General features: G+C 73.3%; 14 protein-coding genes. 5 read left to right on the forward strand and 9 right to left on the reverse strand.

The window, feature by feature from the left end:
- The first annotated feature begins 69 nt into the window (after positions 1-69).
- Entirely contained in the window at positions 70-840 is a 771-nt protein-coding gene (locus ACZ56L_RS33385; protein WP_345219923.1) for an SDR family NAD(P)-dependent oxidoreductase, read from the forward strand.
- Here ACZ56L_RS33385 and ACZ56L_RS33390 read toward each other — a convergent pair.
- Together ACZ56L_RS33390 and ACZ56L_RS33395 are read right to left on the reverse strand one after the other, a co-directional pair.
- On the reverse strand, positions 789-2,129 hold the full coding sequence (locus tag ACZ56L_RS33390; RefSeq protein WP_471068544.1) for an activator-dependent family glycosyltransferase: 1,341 nt from the start codon (positions 2,127-2,129) through the stop codon (positions 789-791). The genes ACZ56L_RS33385 and ACZ56L_RS33390 overlap by 52 nt on opposite strands.
- Positions 2,126-3,778 (reverse strand): FAD-binding oxidoreductase, encoded by a 1,653-nt coding sequence (locus tag ACZ56L_RS33395; RefSeq protein WP_471068547.1) that lies wholly within the window; start codon positions 3,776-3,778, stop codon positions 2,126-2,128. The genes ACZ56L_RS33390 and ACZ56L_RS33395 overlap by 4 nt, the downstream gene beginning before the upstream one ends.
- A gap of 280 nt (positions 3,779-4,058) precedes the next feature.
- Here ACZ56L_RS33395 and ACZ56L_RS33400 point away from each other — a divergent pair, with 280 nt between their 5' ends.
- Complete coding sequence (locus ACZ56L_RS33400; RefSeq protein WP_345219986.1) at positions 4,059-4,655, forward strand: dTDP-4-dehydrorhamnose 3,5-epimerase family protein; 597 nt, start codon at positions 4,059-4,061, stop codon at positions 4,653-4,655.
- On the opposite strand, the gene ACZ56L_RS33405 is transcribed toward ACZ56L_RS33400, so the two are convergent.
- Complete coding sequence (locus ACZ56L_RS33405; protein ID WP_471068550.1) at positions 4,646-6,055, reverse strand: NDP-hexose 2,3-dehydratase family protein; 1,410 nt, start codon at positions 6,053-6,055, stop codon at positions 4,646-4,648. The genes ACZ56L_RS33400 and ACZ56L_RS33405 overlap by 10 nt on opposite strands.
- Positions 6,056-6,261: 206 nt before the next feature.
- Here ACZ56L_RS33405 and ACZ56L_RS33410 point away from each other — a divergent pair, with 206 nt between their 5' ends.
- On the forward strand, positions 6,262-7,254 hold the full coding sequence (locus ACZ56L_RS33410; protein WP_471068554.1) for a Gfo/Idh/MocA family protein: 993 nt from the start codon (positions 6,262-6,264) through the stop codon (positions 7,252-7,254).
- Between the two features lie 21 nt (positions 7,255-7,275).
- Here the strand turns inward: ACZ56L_RS33410 and ACZ56L_RS33415 are convergent, their stop codons facing one another.
- Both ACZ56L_RS33415 and ACZ56L_RS33420 read right to left on the reverse strand, forming a co-directional pair.
- Complete coding sequence (locus tag ACZ56L_RS33415) at positions 7,276-8,220, reverse strand: MBL fold metallo-hydrolase (RefSeq protein WP_468692589.1); 945 nt, start codon at positions 8,218-8,220, stop codon at positions 7,276-7,278.
- 99 nt (positions 8,221-8,319) lie between these two features.
- Positions 8,320-8,739, reverse strand: a complete 420-nt coding sequence (locus tag ACZ56L_RS33420; protein ID WP_471068559.1) for a nuclear transport factor 2 family protein — start codon at positions 8,737-8,739, stop codon at positions 8,320-8,322.
- A gap of 216 nt (positions 8,740-8,955) precedes the next feature.
- On the opposite strand from ACZ56L_RS33420, the gene ACZ56L_RS33425 reads away from it, so the two are divergent.
- Together ACZ56L_RS33425 and ACZ56L_RS33430 are read left to right on the forward strand one after the other, a co-directional pair.
- A complete protein-coding gene (locus tag ACZ56L_RS33425; RefSeq protein ID WP_471068562.1) occupies positions 8,956-10,032 on the forward strand; it encodes a serine hydrolase domain-containing protein in 1,077 nt (358 codons plus the stop codon).
- A 10-nt stretch (positions 10,033-10,042) separates the two neighbouring features.
- A complete protein-coding gene (locus tag ACZ56L_RS33430) occupies positions 10,043-10,819 on the forward strand; it encodes an SDR family NAD(P)-dependent oxidoreductase (protein ID WP_345219931.1) in 777 nt (258 codons plus the stop codon).
- A 68-nt stretch (positions 10,820-10,887) separates the two neighbouring features.
- Here ACZ56L_RS33430 and ACZ56L_RS33435 read toward each other — a convergent pair whose 3' ends face one another.
- The 4 genes from ACZ56L_RS33435 to ACZ56L_RS33450 all read right to left on the reverse strand — a co-directional run bounded on the left by ACZ56L_RS33435 (position 10,888) and on the right by ACZ56L_RS33450 (position 13,951).
- Positions 10,888-11,748, reverse strand: coding sequence for a class I SAM-dependent methyltransferase (locus tag ACZ56L_RS33435; protein ID WP_468692583.1), 861 nt, complete (start codon positions 11,746-11,748; stop codon positions 10,888-10,890).
- Positions 11,749-11,868: 120 nt separating this feature from the next.
- The gene (locus ACZ56L_RS33440) at positions 11,869-12,558 is read right to left on the reverse strand and encodes a beta/alpha barrel domain-containing protein (RefSeq protein ID WP_471068566.1); all 690 of its coding nucleotides are present in this window, start codon (positions 12,556-12,558) and stop codon (positions 11,869-11,871) included.
- The gene (locus tag ACZ56L_RS33445; RefSeq protein ID WP_401764605.1) at positions 12,555-13,223 is read right to left on the reverse strand and encodes a phosphoribosylanthranilate isomerase; all 669 of its coding nucleotides are present in this window, start codon (positions 13,221-13,223) and stop codon (positions 12,555-12,557) included. The genes ACZ56L_RS33440 and ACZ56L_RS33445 overlap by 4 nt, the downstream gene beginning before the upstream one ends.
- Complete coding sequence (locus ACZ56L_RS33450) at positions 13,223-13,951, reverse strand: transglutaminase-like domain-containing protein (protein ID WP_471068569.1); 729 nt, start codon at positions 13,949-13,951, stop codon at positions 13,223-13,225. The genes ACZ56L_RS33445 and ACZ56L_RS33450 overlap by 1 nt, the downstream gene beginning before the upstream one ends.
- Between the last annotated feature and the right edge of the window lie 5 nt (positions 13,952-13,956).

The following is a 13,956-nucleotide window of genomic DNA, read 5'->3' on the forward strand; positions in this document are numbered from 1 at the left end:
TTCGGCCAGGACACCTTCGCAACGGGCGCTAGAGCGGCCTTCGAGTACGAGTGGCTAGCGTCCGTGGGCATGACACACATCACCGGCAGGGGTGCAATGCGGCGGACGGTCGTCGTCACCGGGGGCGGGACGGGCATCGGGCGGGCGACCGCGCGGGCCTTCGCCGCCGAGGGCGCGGAGGTGCTGGTCGTGGGGCGCACCGGGCGGAATCTGGCGGCGACGGCCGCCGGTCACCCCGGGGTGCGGACCCTGACGGCGGACCTCACGGAGCCGGGGGCCGCGGAGCGCGTCGCGGCCGCCGCCATGGAGTCGTGGGGGCGCATCGACGTACTGGTGCACAACGCGGCGGCGGTGCTGCCGGAGCCCGTCGGGTCGCTGACCCGCGACGCGGCCCGGCGGCAGGTGGAGACGAACCTGCTGGCTCCGCTGTTCCTGACCCGGGCGGCGCTGGGCGGGCTGGAGGCAGCGGGCGGCACGGTGGTGTGCGTGGGCACCGCGGCGACGCTGGGCCGGCGGGCGTTTCCCGGCATGTCGCTGTACGGGGCGACCAAGGTGGCGCTGGACTTCCTGGTGCGCACCTGGGCGGTGGAGCTGGCTCCGCGCGGCATCCGGGCGGTGGGGGTGGCGCCGGGCGAGACGGACACGGGGATCGGTGAACGCATGGGCTGGAGTGCCGAGGAGATCGCCCGTCATCAGGAGCAGGCGGCCGCCCGCACGCCCTCGGGCCGGGTGGGCAGGCCCGAGGACGTGGCGTGGTGGATCGTACGGTTGGCGCGGCCCGAGGCGGGTTACGCCAGCGGCACCGTGGTGGCGGTGGACGGCGCGGCCTCGGTGGTCTGAGGGGCTGGGGCAGGCGTCCGGCGGTGGGCGGCCGTCATCCGTTCCAGGACCGGGACGAGGTCGTTGGGTGTCGGCTCGGCGAGGATCTCGGAGCGCACCTTGGCGGCCGCCCCGGCGAACGAGGGCTCCTCCAGCAGCCGCAGGACCGCGGCGCGCAGGCCGTCCGCGGTCAGTTCGTGGGCGGGCAGGCACAGCCCGTACCCCAGTTCCTCGACCCGGCGGGCCTTGGCGACGGTGTCCCAGCCGTACGGGAGCAGGATCTGCGGCACGCCGTGGAGCTCGGCGGTGGAGCGGGTGCCGATGCCGCCGTGGTGGACGACGGCCGCGCAGGTGGGCAGCAGGTCGTTGAGCGGTACGAAGTCCACCAGGCGGACGTTGTCGGGGACCGCGCCCAGCTCGTCGCGGGACGCCCCGCCGAGGGTGGCGACGATTTCGGCGTCCACGTCGGCGAGCGCGGCGAGGGCCTCGCCGAAGGAGAACGCGGTGTCGAGTTCGCCGGAGACCCCCAGGGTCAGGCAGACCCGGCGTCTGCCGGCCGGGGCCCGCAGCCAGTCGGGCACCACGGAGGCGCCGTTGTGCGGGACGTAGCGCACACCGGCCGTGGGCAGGCCCAGGTCGTAGCGGGAGCTGGGCGGCGTGATGTCGACGGTCCACTGGCCGGTGACCATCTCCTCGGCGAAGCCGAGTCCGGGCGCGTACCGCTCCAGCACCCGGCCGAGCCACTCCGCGGTGGGGTCCTGGGCGGTGCCCGGCGGCAGTTCGGCGTTGAGCCGCAGGAACTCCTGCCGGGCCCGCACGGTGATGTCCATGCCGTGCAGCAGTCGGGCGTGCGCCGCTCCCACGGCGCGGGCGACGACCGATCCGGCGAAGGTGTGCTGCTCCCAGACGACCAGGTCGGGCCCCCAGTGCCGGGCGTACTCCACGAGGTCGTCGAGCATGGCGTCGTTGCTGACCGAGGCGTACAGGGCGGGCACCGCGAGGGATTCCAGGGCGAGCAGGGACTCGTGGGTCCACTGGGAACGGTCCTCGCCGGTGAAGTCGAAGCCCTGGACGAGCCCGGAACCCTCCTCCAGGAGCTGGCCGAACAGGTCGGGCGCCCAGGGGTCGTCCAGGTACCAGGGGCCGGTGCCCACGGGTACGGCGGTCAGGCCGGCCGCGGTGATCTGGTCGGTGACGTCGGGGTGGGTGGCCACCCGTACCTCGTGCCCGGCGGTCCGCAGGGCGGAGGCCAGCGGGACCATCGAGAAGTAGTGGGTGTGGTGCGGGAAGGAGACGAACAGGACCTTCATCGGACACGCTCCGGGGTGACGGCCAGCGCGTGGCGGAAGACGTTGCGGGGGTCCCAGGCGGCCTTGACGCGCTGGAGGCGCGGGTAGGCGTCCTTGTAGTAGAGGCGCTGCCAGGGCACCCCGGAGGTGTTCCACCGGGGGTCGGCGGCGTCGATGTCGGAGTAGTTGATGTAGCAGCCGTCGGTGTCGCGGCCGGGCACCGGGACGCCTCCGGTCGTGGCGAACACGTCGCGGTACAGCCGCCGCAGCCAGTCCACGGCGGCCTCGTCGGCGGCGGGGTCCTGCCAGGTGTTCATGTAGATCGCCTTGAGGACGGAGTCGCGGTGCGAGGAGGCGGTGGCGTCGCCGGGGACGGTGTTGATCCGGCCGCCGTAGGAGTGGAAGGTCACGTTGGACAGGTCGTGCCGGTTGCCGGTGCTGTTGAGGTACGTGTAGAGGACGTCGGCCTGGGCGTCGTTGTGGCCGCGGCGCAGGTACGCCGACTTCAGCTTGTGGCGGCCGATGTCGCTGTCCTGGGCCCCGGCGAGGTACTCGGCGGCGGCGATCCAGGTCTGACTGTTGATCGGGGAGAAGTACGGGGTTCCGCCGGCCCCTTCGGCGATGTCGCGCAGGTAGGCGCGCAGCAGTTGTTCGGCGTCCGGCCGGGTGCCGTCCATGTAGGTGTAGCAGTTGATCGCCGGGCCGGGGTCGCCGCTCTCGGGGCGGCCGTAGAGGACCAGTCCGCTGTAGAGCCCGGTGTACGGGGTGTCGGCGCCGCTGTTGCGTTCGTGCCAGCGGCCGTGGTTGCGGATCACCCGGCGGAAGGAGATGCGGTCCATGCCCTCGCGGGGGAAGCTGACCATGCCGCCCAGGATGGTGCGGGGCGGGCGGGGCAGCAGCCGGGTCGGGTCGGTGCAGTGGCGGGGGGCGTCGGGGGAACGGAACCAGTAGCGGGTGACGACGCCGAAGTTGCCGCCGCCTCCCCCGGTGTGCGCCCACCACAGCTCGCGGCGCGGGTCGGTGCGTTCGCGGGTGGCCACCACCGCGCGGGCGCGGCCCGCCGCGTCGACGACGACGACCTCGACGGCGTAGAGGTGGTCGGCGGCCAGGCCCAGGGAGCGGGAGAGCGCGCCGTAGCCGCCGCCGGCGATGTGGCCGCCGAGGGCGACGGTCGCGCTGGTGCCGCCGGGCAGGGTGACGCCCCAGCCCTCGTCGAGCTTCTTGTACACGTCCATCAGCTGGGCGCCGGCCTCGATCATGAAGGCGCGGCGGCGGGCGTCGTAGCGGACGGCGTCCATCGCGCCGAGGTCCAGGACCAGGCGTACGGCCGGGTCGCCCGCGACGTTCTCGTAGCAGTGGGCGCCGCTGCGGACCGCGATGCGCCGGCCGGTCCGCACGGCGTCGCCGACGGCCCGTACCGCTTCCTGCGTGGTGGTGATGAGGCGGAAGGCGTCGGGCTGTGCGGTGAACCGCTTGTTGCTGCCGCGCGTCGACAGGGCCGCGTACCGGGGGTCCCCGGGGGTGACGACCGTGCCCCCGCCCCCCGGCGTGGGGTGGGGGGCGGGGGTGCTCCGGGCGTGGGCGGGGGCGACGCCCGCGGCGGCGAGCCCCACGGCTGCGCCCGCCGTGAGAGTGCCGGCGACGAAGCTCCGGCGGCTGGGAACGGTCATCGTTCACCTTTCTCGGGTGGCTGTCGGTGGGGTGCGCCCCGCCCGCGTACTGCCGCCGATGGTCGGGGCAGCGGCCGCAGTACGGCTCGGGTGCCGCTGGAGCCGTCGGCGTCGACCGCGGCTCCAGCCGGGTGGCCCACGCTGGGGCGGTCCGCGGCGCCGCCGCCCGTCCTTGCCAGGAGGCCAGATGAAGACCGACGCGACCCACACGACGGACGTGACCCGCACGACCGACGCGACCCGCACGACGGACGTGCCCGGCTCCCGGGCCGCCGCTCCGATCACCGCGCGGGCGCTGGCGGTCGAGGGTGCCTTCGTGTTCACGCCCCAGGTGCACAGGGACGAGCGGGGGATCTTCACCTCCCCGCTCCAGGGCGAGGACTTCGCCCGGACGGTGGGCCATCCGCTGCCCGTCGTGCAGACGAACCACAACCGGTCGGCGCGCGGGGTGCTGCGCGGAATCCACTTCACGACCACGCCGCCCGGTCAGGCGAAGTACGTGCACTGCGCCGCGGGCCGGGCGCAGGACTTCGTGGTCGATCTGCGGTGGGGCTCCCCCACGTTCGGCGTGTGGGACACGGTGGCGATGGACACCGTGTCCTTCCGCTCGATCTACCTCCCGGTCGGGGTGGGGCACGCGTTCGTGGCGCTGGAGGACGACACGGTGATGTCCTATCTGGTGTCGTCCCCCTACCGTCCCGGCCTGGAGCAGTCCCTCGACCCGTTCGACGCGGAGCTCGCCCTGCCGTGGCCGAAGGGCTTCGCGCTGACGCTCTCCGAGCGGGACAGGCACGCGGTCTCGCTGGCCGAGGCCCGCGGGCGGGGCATGTTGCCGCGGTACGAGGACTGCCTGGAGGTGACGGCCGGTTACGCGTGAGCCGCCGCCCCGACGGGCTCGGCCGCCGAGGTGGCGGGCAGGAAGCCCAGCAGGGCCAGCAGGGTGCGCGCCTCCACGTTGAGGTGGCCGCCGTGCCGGACGAACCCGATGAGCTGACGTACCGTCATCCATGTGTAGGCGGGCGCCAGTTCGAGCGGGAAGTCGTCGTCCGTCTCGATGAGCGCGTAGCGGATGCGGGCGTGGTAGAAGCGCCCGCCCTCCTCGGACTGCACGGTGTCGAACCGGATCTGGTCGGGCCTGGCGGAGAGCACGGTGTCCAGGAACTCCAGCCGGGGCGCGGGCCCCCGGCCGTCCCGCGCGCCCGGCCCGTAGTCGGCCGGCTGGCACTGCACGGTGGGGGCGAGCTCGACGCGGGCCATCGCCGCCGTCTCGGTGCGGGCCTGCACCAGCAGGTGCAGTGCCCCGTTGATCCGCTTGGCCAGGAAGGCGGCCACGCCCCGGCTGTTGGGCATGAGCATGGGCTGGGACCAGCCGGGCACCTCCCGGTGGGAGGCCTCCACGCGGACGCCGAGGACGGTGAAGTGACGGCCCGTGTCGTGTGTGACGACCCCCTCGCGCATCGTCCACCGGGCGGTGTCCGCGAGGGGGACGAGCCGGCGGATGAGGGTGCAGCGCTCCTTGGCGCGGGCCAGGTGCCGCAGCAGTGCGGCGCTGCCGTGCAGCGGCCTTCCCTGCGGGTCCCAGGAGGCGGCCAGCGCGCCGTGGAAGGAGTCGGGGTCGGCCGCCGCGGCCCGGGTGGGCGGGCGCAGGCCGACGGCGCCCGACAGGACCGTACGGGTGTCCATGTTGATCAGGTCGTCGATCTGCAGCAGTTCGGCGATCTGGTCGAAGGTCAGCCAGCAGAACCCCTCCAGGAGGGGGACGTCCTCGGCGGTCCGCACGATCATGTTGCGGTTGCGTTTGGCGAAGAACCAGGCCGCCTGTTCGGACTGGAGCGCGTCGCTGAGGACCTGGCCGCGGCCGGGGTCCAGGAAGTGCCCGAGGTAGGGCACCGGCCGTCCGCCGTGCACTCCGGTGTAGTTGCTCCGGGTGGCCTGCACGGTCGGTGAGAGCTGTACGGGGACGGAGTTGCCGGGCTCCATCTTCGCCTGGAGCAGGCAGTGCGGGACGCCGTGGAACTCCTTGACCAGGATGCCGAGCATGCCCTGTTCCGGCTGGACGAGGATCGGCTGCTGCCAGGCGTCCACGTCCCGGCCCGCCCGTTGGACGTCGAGTCCCTGGACGGAGAAGAAGCGTCCGCTGCGGTGGACCAGATTGCCGGTCCCCTCCTGGAGGGACCAGCCCTCCAGCCGGTCCAGGGGGACCCTCGTCACCTGGTGCGCCTGCGCCGCGCAGGCCTGGGCGAACCACTGGTGGAATTCCGCCGTGCTGGAGAACATGCGGGCCCTCTCGTCGGGTCGGCCGCGACCGCCGCACGACCGCCCGTTCAGCGTCGGCGACGCCGCTCGCCCCCGTCTCGATCCGGGATCGAGACGGGATCGAGCGGCCTCGGCCACCGTGGAGGGCGCCGGGCCGGGCGCGTTGACGTGGCCCTGCGACCGACCGGGGCTCCGGGCCCGACCGAGGACGACGGGAGTTCACCGCCATGGCTGTTGCCTCCGAGGCCGCCGATGGGCCGCTGCGGCTGGGCGTGCTCGGCTGTTCCGGGTTCGCGCGCCGCCGCATGCTGCCCGCGATGGCCGCCCACCCCGGGGTACGCCTCCACGCCGTGGCCAGCCGGTCGGCCGAGCGGGCCGCGGCCACCGCGACGCCGTTCGGGGCCAGGCCCGTCGTCGGGTACGGAGAGCTGCTCGCCGACCCCGAACTGGACGCCGTGTATCTGCCGCTGCCGGCCGCGCTGCACGCCCCCTGGGTGGAGGCGGCCCTGTCCGCGGGCAAACACGTACTGGCCGAGAAGCCGCTGACCACGGACCCCGGGCAGACCCGCGCGCTGCTGGCGCGGGCCCGCTCGCTCGGCCTGGTGCTGCACGAGAACACCCTGTTCGTCCACCACGGCCAGCACGCGGTGGTGCGCCGGCTGCTGGCGGAGGGGGCGATCGGTGAACTGCGCGCCCTGCACGCTGCGTTCACGGTGCCCGCGCCCGCGCCGGGAGACATCCGGTACGACCCGGAACTGGGCGGCGGATGCCTGGCCGACATCGGCCTGTACCCGGTGCGGGCGGCCGTGCACCTGCTCGGCACCGGGCTCGACGTGGTCGGCGCGGTGCTGTCGTCGGCGCCGGGGCAGCGGGTGGAGACCTCCGGCGCGGCGCTACTGCGCCGGGCGGACGGGGTGACGGCGCAGCTGACCTTCGGGATGGAGCACGCCTACCGGTCGCGGTACGAACTGTGGGGCAGCGAGGGGCGGATCACGGTGGACCGGGCGTTCACCCCGGCCGCCGACCACCGCCCCGGGCTCCTGGTGGAGCGGGGGGACGGCACCCGGACGCTGACCCTGCCGGCCGAGGACCAGGCGGTGGCCGCCCTCACCGCCTTCGCCGACTCCGTGCACGAAGGCAAGGGCGGTGCGGACAACGAGGCGGACCTGCTCGCCCAGGCGGAGCTGCTCACCCGGATCCGGCGGGCGGCGGGCGGCTGAGGGGCTGCCGGGCGGGCCGCTTCAGGCGAGGCAGTGGGGCGGCCGTCCGTGGTACGCGATCATCTCGCCCAGCGCCTGCTCCATGACCGGCATCGGCAGTGCCTCGGCCGCCTCGGTGCCGGCCAGTTCCGCGTAGGCGCGGTGCAGGTTGGGCACCAGGCGCTCGGAGTCCAGCAGGTCCGCGTACGGGCCGAGATCGGCCTCCCGCGCGGTCTGCACCGGGGTGAGGCCCGCGGCCCGGCCCTGCGCGGCGAGTTCCGCCACCCGGCGCAGATAGCCCTCGACGGTGTCGAACACCTCGGGGCCGCAGACGGGGCCGTGGCCGGGCACGACGGTGGTCGCGCCGAACGCGCGCAGCCGCTCCAGGGCATCGAGGGAGCCCGCGAGCGAGCCCATCAGGAAGAACGGGGTCACCCCCTTCATCACCAGGTCCCCGGTGAACAGGACCTTCTGCTCGGGCAGCCACACCACGGAGTCGTTGGAGGTGTGGGCCCGCGGCCCCACGTGCACCACCTCCGCACGGACGGAGCCGATGTGCAGGGTCAGCGCGTCCCGGAAGGTGAGGGCGGGCGGCACCAGCGTGAGGGTGCCCCAGTCGACGTCGGGCCACAGCCCGGTCAGGTGCAGGCCCGAGGCGATCATCTCGGTGCGGGTGCGTTCGTGGCCGACGACCAGGGCCTCGGGGAAGAAGTGGTTGCCGAAGGCGTGGTCGCCGTGGAAATGGGTGTTGACGACGGCCTGCGGGGCGGCCGGGGCCAGCCGCAGCGCCGCCCGGCGCAGGGCGCGGGCCCGGGACTCCGTCGCGACGGTGTCGACGAGGGCGCTGCGCCCCTCGGAGACGATCACTCCGGCGTTGTTCAGGCACCATCCGCCGGGCGGCTGGACGAAGGCGTGGACGCCGTCGGCGACCTCGGTGGTGCGGTCGGTCACGGGGGCGGGGACGACGGCGGGGGCGGGGTGCGGCACGGCGGGACTCCTCACACGGGGCAACGGGCGCAGCGAGTCTGGCCCCGGCCGCTCGCAGCGCGGTCGAAGGGCCGCTGACCGGGGTCCGCGCCCGGCGCCTCAGAGGTGGTCGCCCCAACCGCCCTGGATCATGGTCTGGAAGACCCAGCGGCCGTCCTGCTTGATCAGTACGTCCGCGTAGCGCATCCGGTGCTCCTCGTCGTCCACGGTCGCGGTGCAGTCGGTGAAGACCACCACCGTCGCGGCGGAGAGGAAGACCGGGGTGCGGGTGGAGGCGAAGGACGCGCCCTCCCCCATGACGTGCCGCATGGTCTCGACGAACTGCTCGCGCTCCCACTGCGCCGACCGTCCGTCGCCCCGGGAGTCGTCGCTGACGAGGTTGAGCGGGAAGACGGCCATGTCGGCCATCTCCTCGACGCGGCAGGCCGAGCAGTGGTCGTCGTAGGCGGCGAACCAGGCGTCGAGCGCGGCGAGTTCCTCGGCGGTCGCCGCGTATCCGGTGTCGACGGGAAGAATCACGGGGGCATCTCCCTCACGCTGTTCAAGTTTGACTAGTACGGTGACCGATCATACACACTCAGCGATGAAAACGTAGTGGAGCATTCCGGCTGTCCGGCCGCCCCTCCCCCCTCCCCCCAAAAAAGCCGCTCAGGCGAGGCTCAGGCGTACCTCCACGGGACACCGCGAGGCTCGACCGGAAACGTAACGACTGCTACCCGATGGGGGTTTCGCGAGATGACGCAGACAACGGTCGGCCGACCGACGGTTTCACCTCTTCAGGAGGCTGTGCAGAAGGCGGCGGACCGCCTGGTCGAGGCGGGCGCGGGAGGCGTCCAGTTCCGCGTCGCGCGCGGCAGCGAGCAGTTCGTGGTGACCTCCGGCCGCGCCGAGCTGGGCACCGACCGGCCGGTGCCGGCCGACGGCCGCTTCCGGATCTCCTGCATCACCAAGCCGTTCGTGGCGGTCGTGGTGCTCCAGCTCGTCGCCGAGGGCAAGATCGTCCTCGACAACACGGTGGAGAGCTACCTGCCCGGCCTGCTGCCGTACGGCGAGAAGATCACCATTCGCAACCTGCTGCAGCACACCAGCGGCCTGTACAACTACGCGGACTCCTTCCAGAAGCCGGGCGACCGGTTCCTGCGCGACCGCTACAAGGACTACGACCCCGCCGACCTGATCGCCATCGCGGCGGCCAAGCCGCTGGAGTTCGAGCCGGGCACCAAGTTCGCGTACTGCAACACCAACTACTTCATCATCGGCCTGCTCATCGACAAGGTCACCGGCCGTTCCTACCGCACCGAGATCACCGAGCGGATCCTGGAGCCGCTGAAGCTGACCGAGACGGTGCTGCCGGGCCACGACCCGAACATCCCCGGCCCGCACGCGCGCGGCTACATGCAGATCGGCGGCGAGGCCGTCGACGTCACGCTGATGAACCCCTCCGAGGCCGGCTGCGCGGGCGAGATCATCTCCACCACCCGTGACCTGGACACCTTCTTCTCGGCCCTGTTTAGCGGAAAGCTGCTGAACGAGCCGGAGTTCAAGGAGATGACCACGCCGCTGCCCCCGGAGATGATCGAGAACCTCCCGATGGGCATCGGCTACGGCCTGGGCATCATGAAGCTGGCCAACGACAACGACCTCGACCTGTGGGGCCACGGCGCCGGCATCCCCGGCTACGCCACCCTCGCGGCCACCACCCAGGACCTGTCGGCGCGCTGCCAGCTGTCCTTCACCATCGGCGACAAGGACTTCGGCCCGGAGGCCGAGGAGGCCGTGATCCGCGGCGTCAACGTCGCCCTCTGCTCCTGAGGGGCCGGAAATGGCACCGGTGGCACAGAATGCCGCGCAGGACACGTCCCGGGCCGTCGTCGTCACCGGCGGCGGCACCGGGATCGGCGCGGCGAGCGCGCGGGCGTTCGCCGAGAACGGCGCCCGGGTGCTGGTCGTCGGCCGGACCGAGGCGCGGCTGAAGGAGACCGCCGCCGGCCACGAACGGATCAGCACGCTCGCCGTGGACCTCCACGACGAGGACGCGCCCCGTCGGGTCGTACTCCGGGCGCTGGAGGAGTTCGGCCGCCTCGACGTGCTGGTCAACAACGCGGCCGTCACCTCCTTCGCCGGGCTCCAGGACCTGGAGCCCGACACCGTCCGCGAGCAGATCGGCACCAATCTGCTGGGCCCCGTCTTCCTCACCCAGGCCGCCCTGGACGCCCTGGAGGAGACCAAGGGCGTGGTGGTCAACGTCAGTTCGGCCGGTTCGCTGGGCCGCCGGGCCTGGCCGGAGAACTCCGTCTACGGCATGGCCAAGGTCGCCCTCGACTTCCTCACCCGTACCTGGGCGGTGGAGCTGGCCCCGCGCGGCATCCGCTGCGTGGGCATCGCCCCCGGCGTCGTGGACACCGGCGTCGGAGTGCGGGCGGGCATGCCCGAGGACGCCTACCGGGGCTTCCTGGAGCAGATGGCCGCGCGCATCCCGGCCGGCCGGGTGGGCCGTCCCGAGGAGATCGCCTGGTGGATCGTGCAGTTGGCACGGGCCGAGGCGGCGTACGCCAACGGCACCGTGCTGGCGGTGGACGGGGCGCTCTCGGTGACCTGAAACAGGCTCTTGCGCAGGTGCGCCCGGCCGGGAAGTCCCGGCCGGGCGCACCTGCGTGCCGTGGCCCGTCAGCGGGCGACGGTGGCCGTCACATAGCGGACCGGGACGTCGATGCGGACGGGGCCGCCGTCCTCGCGCAGTGCTTCGAGGGCGTCGATCAGGCGCGTGCGCAGGGCGGCGGCCTCCGGCGCGGGCAGGTGCTGCCACAGCAGCCGCATGCCCTGCGTGTGCGACCAGTCCACCCATGCCTCGCCGGACACCGCCGTCATCGCCACGTTCTCGTCGGTGATCTCCACGTCGGTGAATCCCGCCTTGTCGAGGGCGGCCACCAGGTCCGCGGGGACCTCCAGCCAGGAGTGCAGCTGGCGGTGCAGCTGCTCGGGGTGCCAGGCCGCCGGCAGGTGCTCCAGCAGGGACATCGGGATCAGCTCGGTGAACATCGGGGGCAGGAAGGGGAAGGTGTCACGGGTGAAGACGGGGCTGGTGAAGGCGACCCGGCCGCCGTCCCGCAGCAGCGCGGCGTAGCGGGCGAGCGCCGCACGGGCGTCCGGCAGGAAGATCACGCTGTAGCTGCCGAGCACCAGGTCGAAGGAGCGGTCCGGGAGTTCGGGGTACTCGCCGTCCATCACCCGCACCTCGACGTTGCCCAGCCCCCGGCGCCCGGCCTGCCGGCCGGCCTCCTCGACCATGGCCGGTGCGATGTCGATGCCCAGCGCCGAGCCCTGCGGCCCGATCAGCGCGGCGGCGGGCAGCAGGGTGGCGCCGAGGCCGCAGCCGACGTCCAGCAGGTCCTGGCCCGGCCGCGGGCCGGCCAGCTCCACCAGCCTGCGGCCCATGGGCGTGAAGAACTCCACGCCCAGCCGGTCGTAGGTCGCCGCGGCCTCGTTGAAGGCGTCAGTGACTTTCGTCTTGTACAGGGCGCTGTCCACGGGCAACTCCGGAGGTCGAGGTGGGGTGTTGGGCTTCATCGTGCACAGCACGGCACAAGGCGCACTGGAGCGTCCGTGCAGGCCGGCTCGATGCCGTACGGGCTTCAGGGGTACGGGAGTTCAGGCGCGGGCCGCGTCCAGTTCCGCGCACCACCGGGTCAGACTGGGCGCGCCGAGGAGGCCGGTGCCGATGAGCAGGCCCGTGTACCCGGCGTCCAGCAGCCGGGCGGCGCGGCCGGGGTCGGTGATGCCGCCTGCGCTCACCGCGCAGCGGGTGCCGGTCGCCAGGACGGCGGGCAGCAGGTCCGTACTGCGTCCGAGGTCCCCGGGGAAGCGTTCCCGGGTGGTGATGTCCTTGTTGTTGACGGCGACCACGCAGTCGGGCCCGGGGGCCACCATGGCCGCCTCGGCCTCGTCGGCGATCTCCACGAAGGGGGTCAGCCCGAGCTCCAGGGCGTGGCCCGCCAGCCGGGCCAGAACGCCCGCGGGCAGCAGCTTGGCGGTCAGCAGCACCGCGGAGGCGCCGAGTTCACGGGTGCGCACGAGCTGACTGCGGCTGGTGATGAAGTCCTTGCGCAGCAGCGGCAGTTCGGTGAGGGCGACGACCTCGGCGAGCAGGTCCTCGGTGCCGCCGAACCAGTGTCCGGTGACCACCGAGATGCACGGGGCGCCCGCCCGTTCGTAGCGGGCGACGGTCTCGGCGACGGTCCGGCCGCCCAGCAGGTCGTTGCCGTCGGCGTCCTGGCGTTTGACCTCCATGATCACCGGGCGGTGTGCGGAGGTGAGCGCGTCGGCGAAGGTCGGGGTCACGGTGTCCTCCAGGCACGGACCAGGTCCGCGGTCCGGGCTGCGTCGAGCAGGCCTTCGTCGTCCCGGGCGGCGGAGTCCACGTCGATGCCGCACAGGCGCGGGTCGGCGAGGACGGCGTCGAACAGGTGCCGGTTGTCCGGGCGCAGGCCGCCCGCGAGCAGGAAGGGGCGGGTGGTGCGCCGGGCGAGGCCGGCCGCCGTACGGTCGTCCAGGGTGTGCGCGGTGCTGCCCACCCGTCCGTCGGCGGTGGCCGCGTCCAGCAGGAACAGGTCGGTGCCGGCGCGTTCGTAGGCCGGGATCAAGCTCGCCTCCGGGCAGGAGGTGCCGTGCACGTGCAGCACCTTGACCAGGCTCACCCGCGCCGGGAGCTGGGCGCGCAGGGCGCGGACCAGGGCGGGGCGCTGGTAGCCGTGCAGCTGGATCCAGTCGACGCCGCTGTCGACGGCGGCACGGGCCAGGGTGTGGGCCTGGGAGGCGAAGGTGACCAGGACCGACCGCAGCCGGCCGGTGGCGCGGGCCTCGGCGGCCAGCCGGGCCAGTCGCGGGGCGGACAGGTCCGCGCGGCCGCCGGGCACTCCGTGCCACAGGCCCACCAGGTCCGCGCCCGCCCCGGCGACGGCCCGCACCTCGCCCTCGGTTCTCGCGCCGCAGATCTTGACGAGCACTACGCCGTCGCCGCCGTGCCGCGGGCCTGCCGCCTCGTCGTTTCGTGGGCGTCGCGCACCAGGGAACCGCCGGCGAAGCGCGGGCTGTCGTCGGGGAAGAGTCCCGGGTGCCGGGCCCGCAGATCGGCGATGATCCAGTCGTAGGGCAGGTCGTCGTACTCCCCGTGGACGCGCAGGAACTCCATCTGCCGGCGGCCCTGTTCGTCGAAGGGGTGCAGGTGGCTGTCGGCCGTTCCGTCGAACTCCAGGGGGGCCATCCGGTAGAGCCGGCACAGGGTCCGGTTGAAGACCGGGGTGGCCTTCACCCAGCGGCCCTCCAGGTGGATCGAGGTCAGGGCGTGCTGGTGGAACACGTCGCCGCCGAGCAGTTGCTTGAGCCGGTCGGAGGCGAGGTGGTTGCGTACGTCGGTGAGCACCAGGCGGGCCGGGATGCCGAGGGAGCGCAGGCCCGCGGCGTACAGCACGGATTTGTGCATGCACATGCCGGAGCCGCCGGTCACCACCCGGCTGGCGCGCAGTCCCTCGCGGGACAGGTCGGCCCCGTACACCTCGTAGCGGATGCCGTCGCGCACCGCGTAGTACAGCGCCACCGCCTGCTCGGCGGGGGTGGCGGCCGCCGGGACCGCGTCGCGGACGAAGGCGCGGACCTCGGCGCTCTCGTGGTCGATGAACTCGGTCGCGGCCAGGGCCGGGGCCGCGGGGGCCACGGGTTCCGGTGGGGGATTCATGGGGG

It is taken from the genome of Streptomyces sp. NPDC039736, assembly GCF_055596485.1.

Excerpts from the sequence above, each read along its gene's own strand:
- ACZ56L_RS33385 (WP_345219923.1), top strand. The coding sequence starts at position 70 with ATGACACACATCACCGGCAGGGGTGCAATGCGGCGGACGGTCGTCGTC.
- ACZ56L_RS33390 (WP_471068544.1), bottom strand. The coding sequence starts at position 2,129 with ATGAAGGTCCTGTTCGTCTCCTTCCCGCACCACACCCACTACTTCTCG.
- ACZ56L_RS33395 (WP_471068547.1), bottom strand. The coding sequence starts at position 3,778 with ATGACCGTTCCCAGCCGCCGGAGCTTCGTCGCCGGCACTCTCACGGCG.
- ACZ56L_RS33405 (WP_471068550.1), bottom strand. The coding sequence starts at position 6,055 with ATGTTCTCCAGCACGGCGGAATTCCACCAGTGGTTCGCCCAGGCCTGC.
- ACZ56L_RS33410 (WP_471068554.1), top strand. The coding sequence starts at position 6,262 with ATGGCTGTTGCCTCCGAGGCCGCCGATGGGCCGCTGCGGCTGGGCGTG.
- ACZ56L_RS33425 (WP_471068562.1), top strand. The coding sequence starts at position 8,956 with ATGACGCAGACAACGGTCGGCCGACCGACGGTTTCACCTCTTCAGGAG.
- ACZ56L_RS33430 (WP_345219931.1), top strand. The coding sequence starts at position 10,043 with ATGGCACCGGTGGCACAGAATGCCGCGCAGGACACGTCCCGGGCCGTC.
- ACZ56L_RS33450 (WP_471068569.1), bottom strand. The coding sequence starts at position 13,951 with ATGAATCCCCCACCGGAACCCGTGGCCCCCGCGGCCCCGGCCCTGGCC.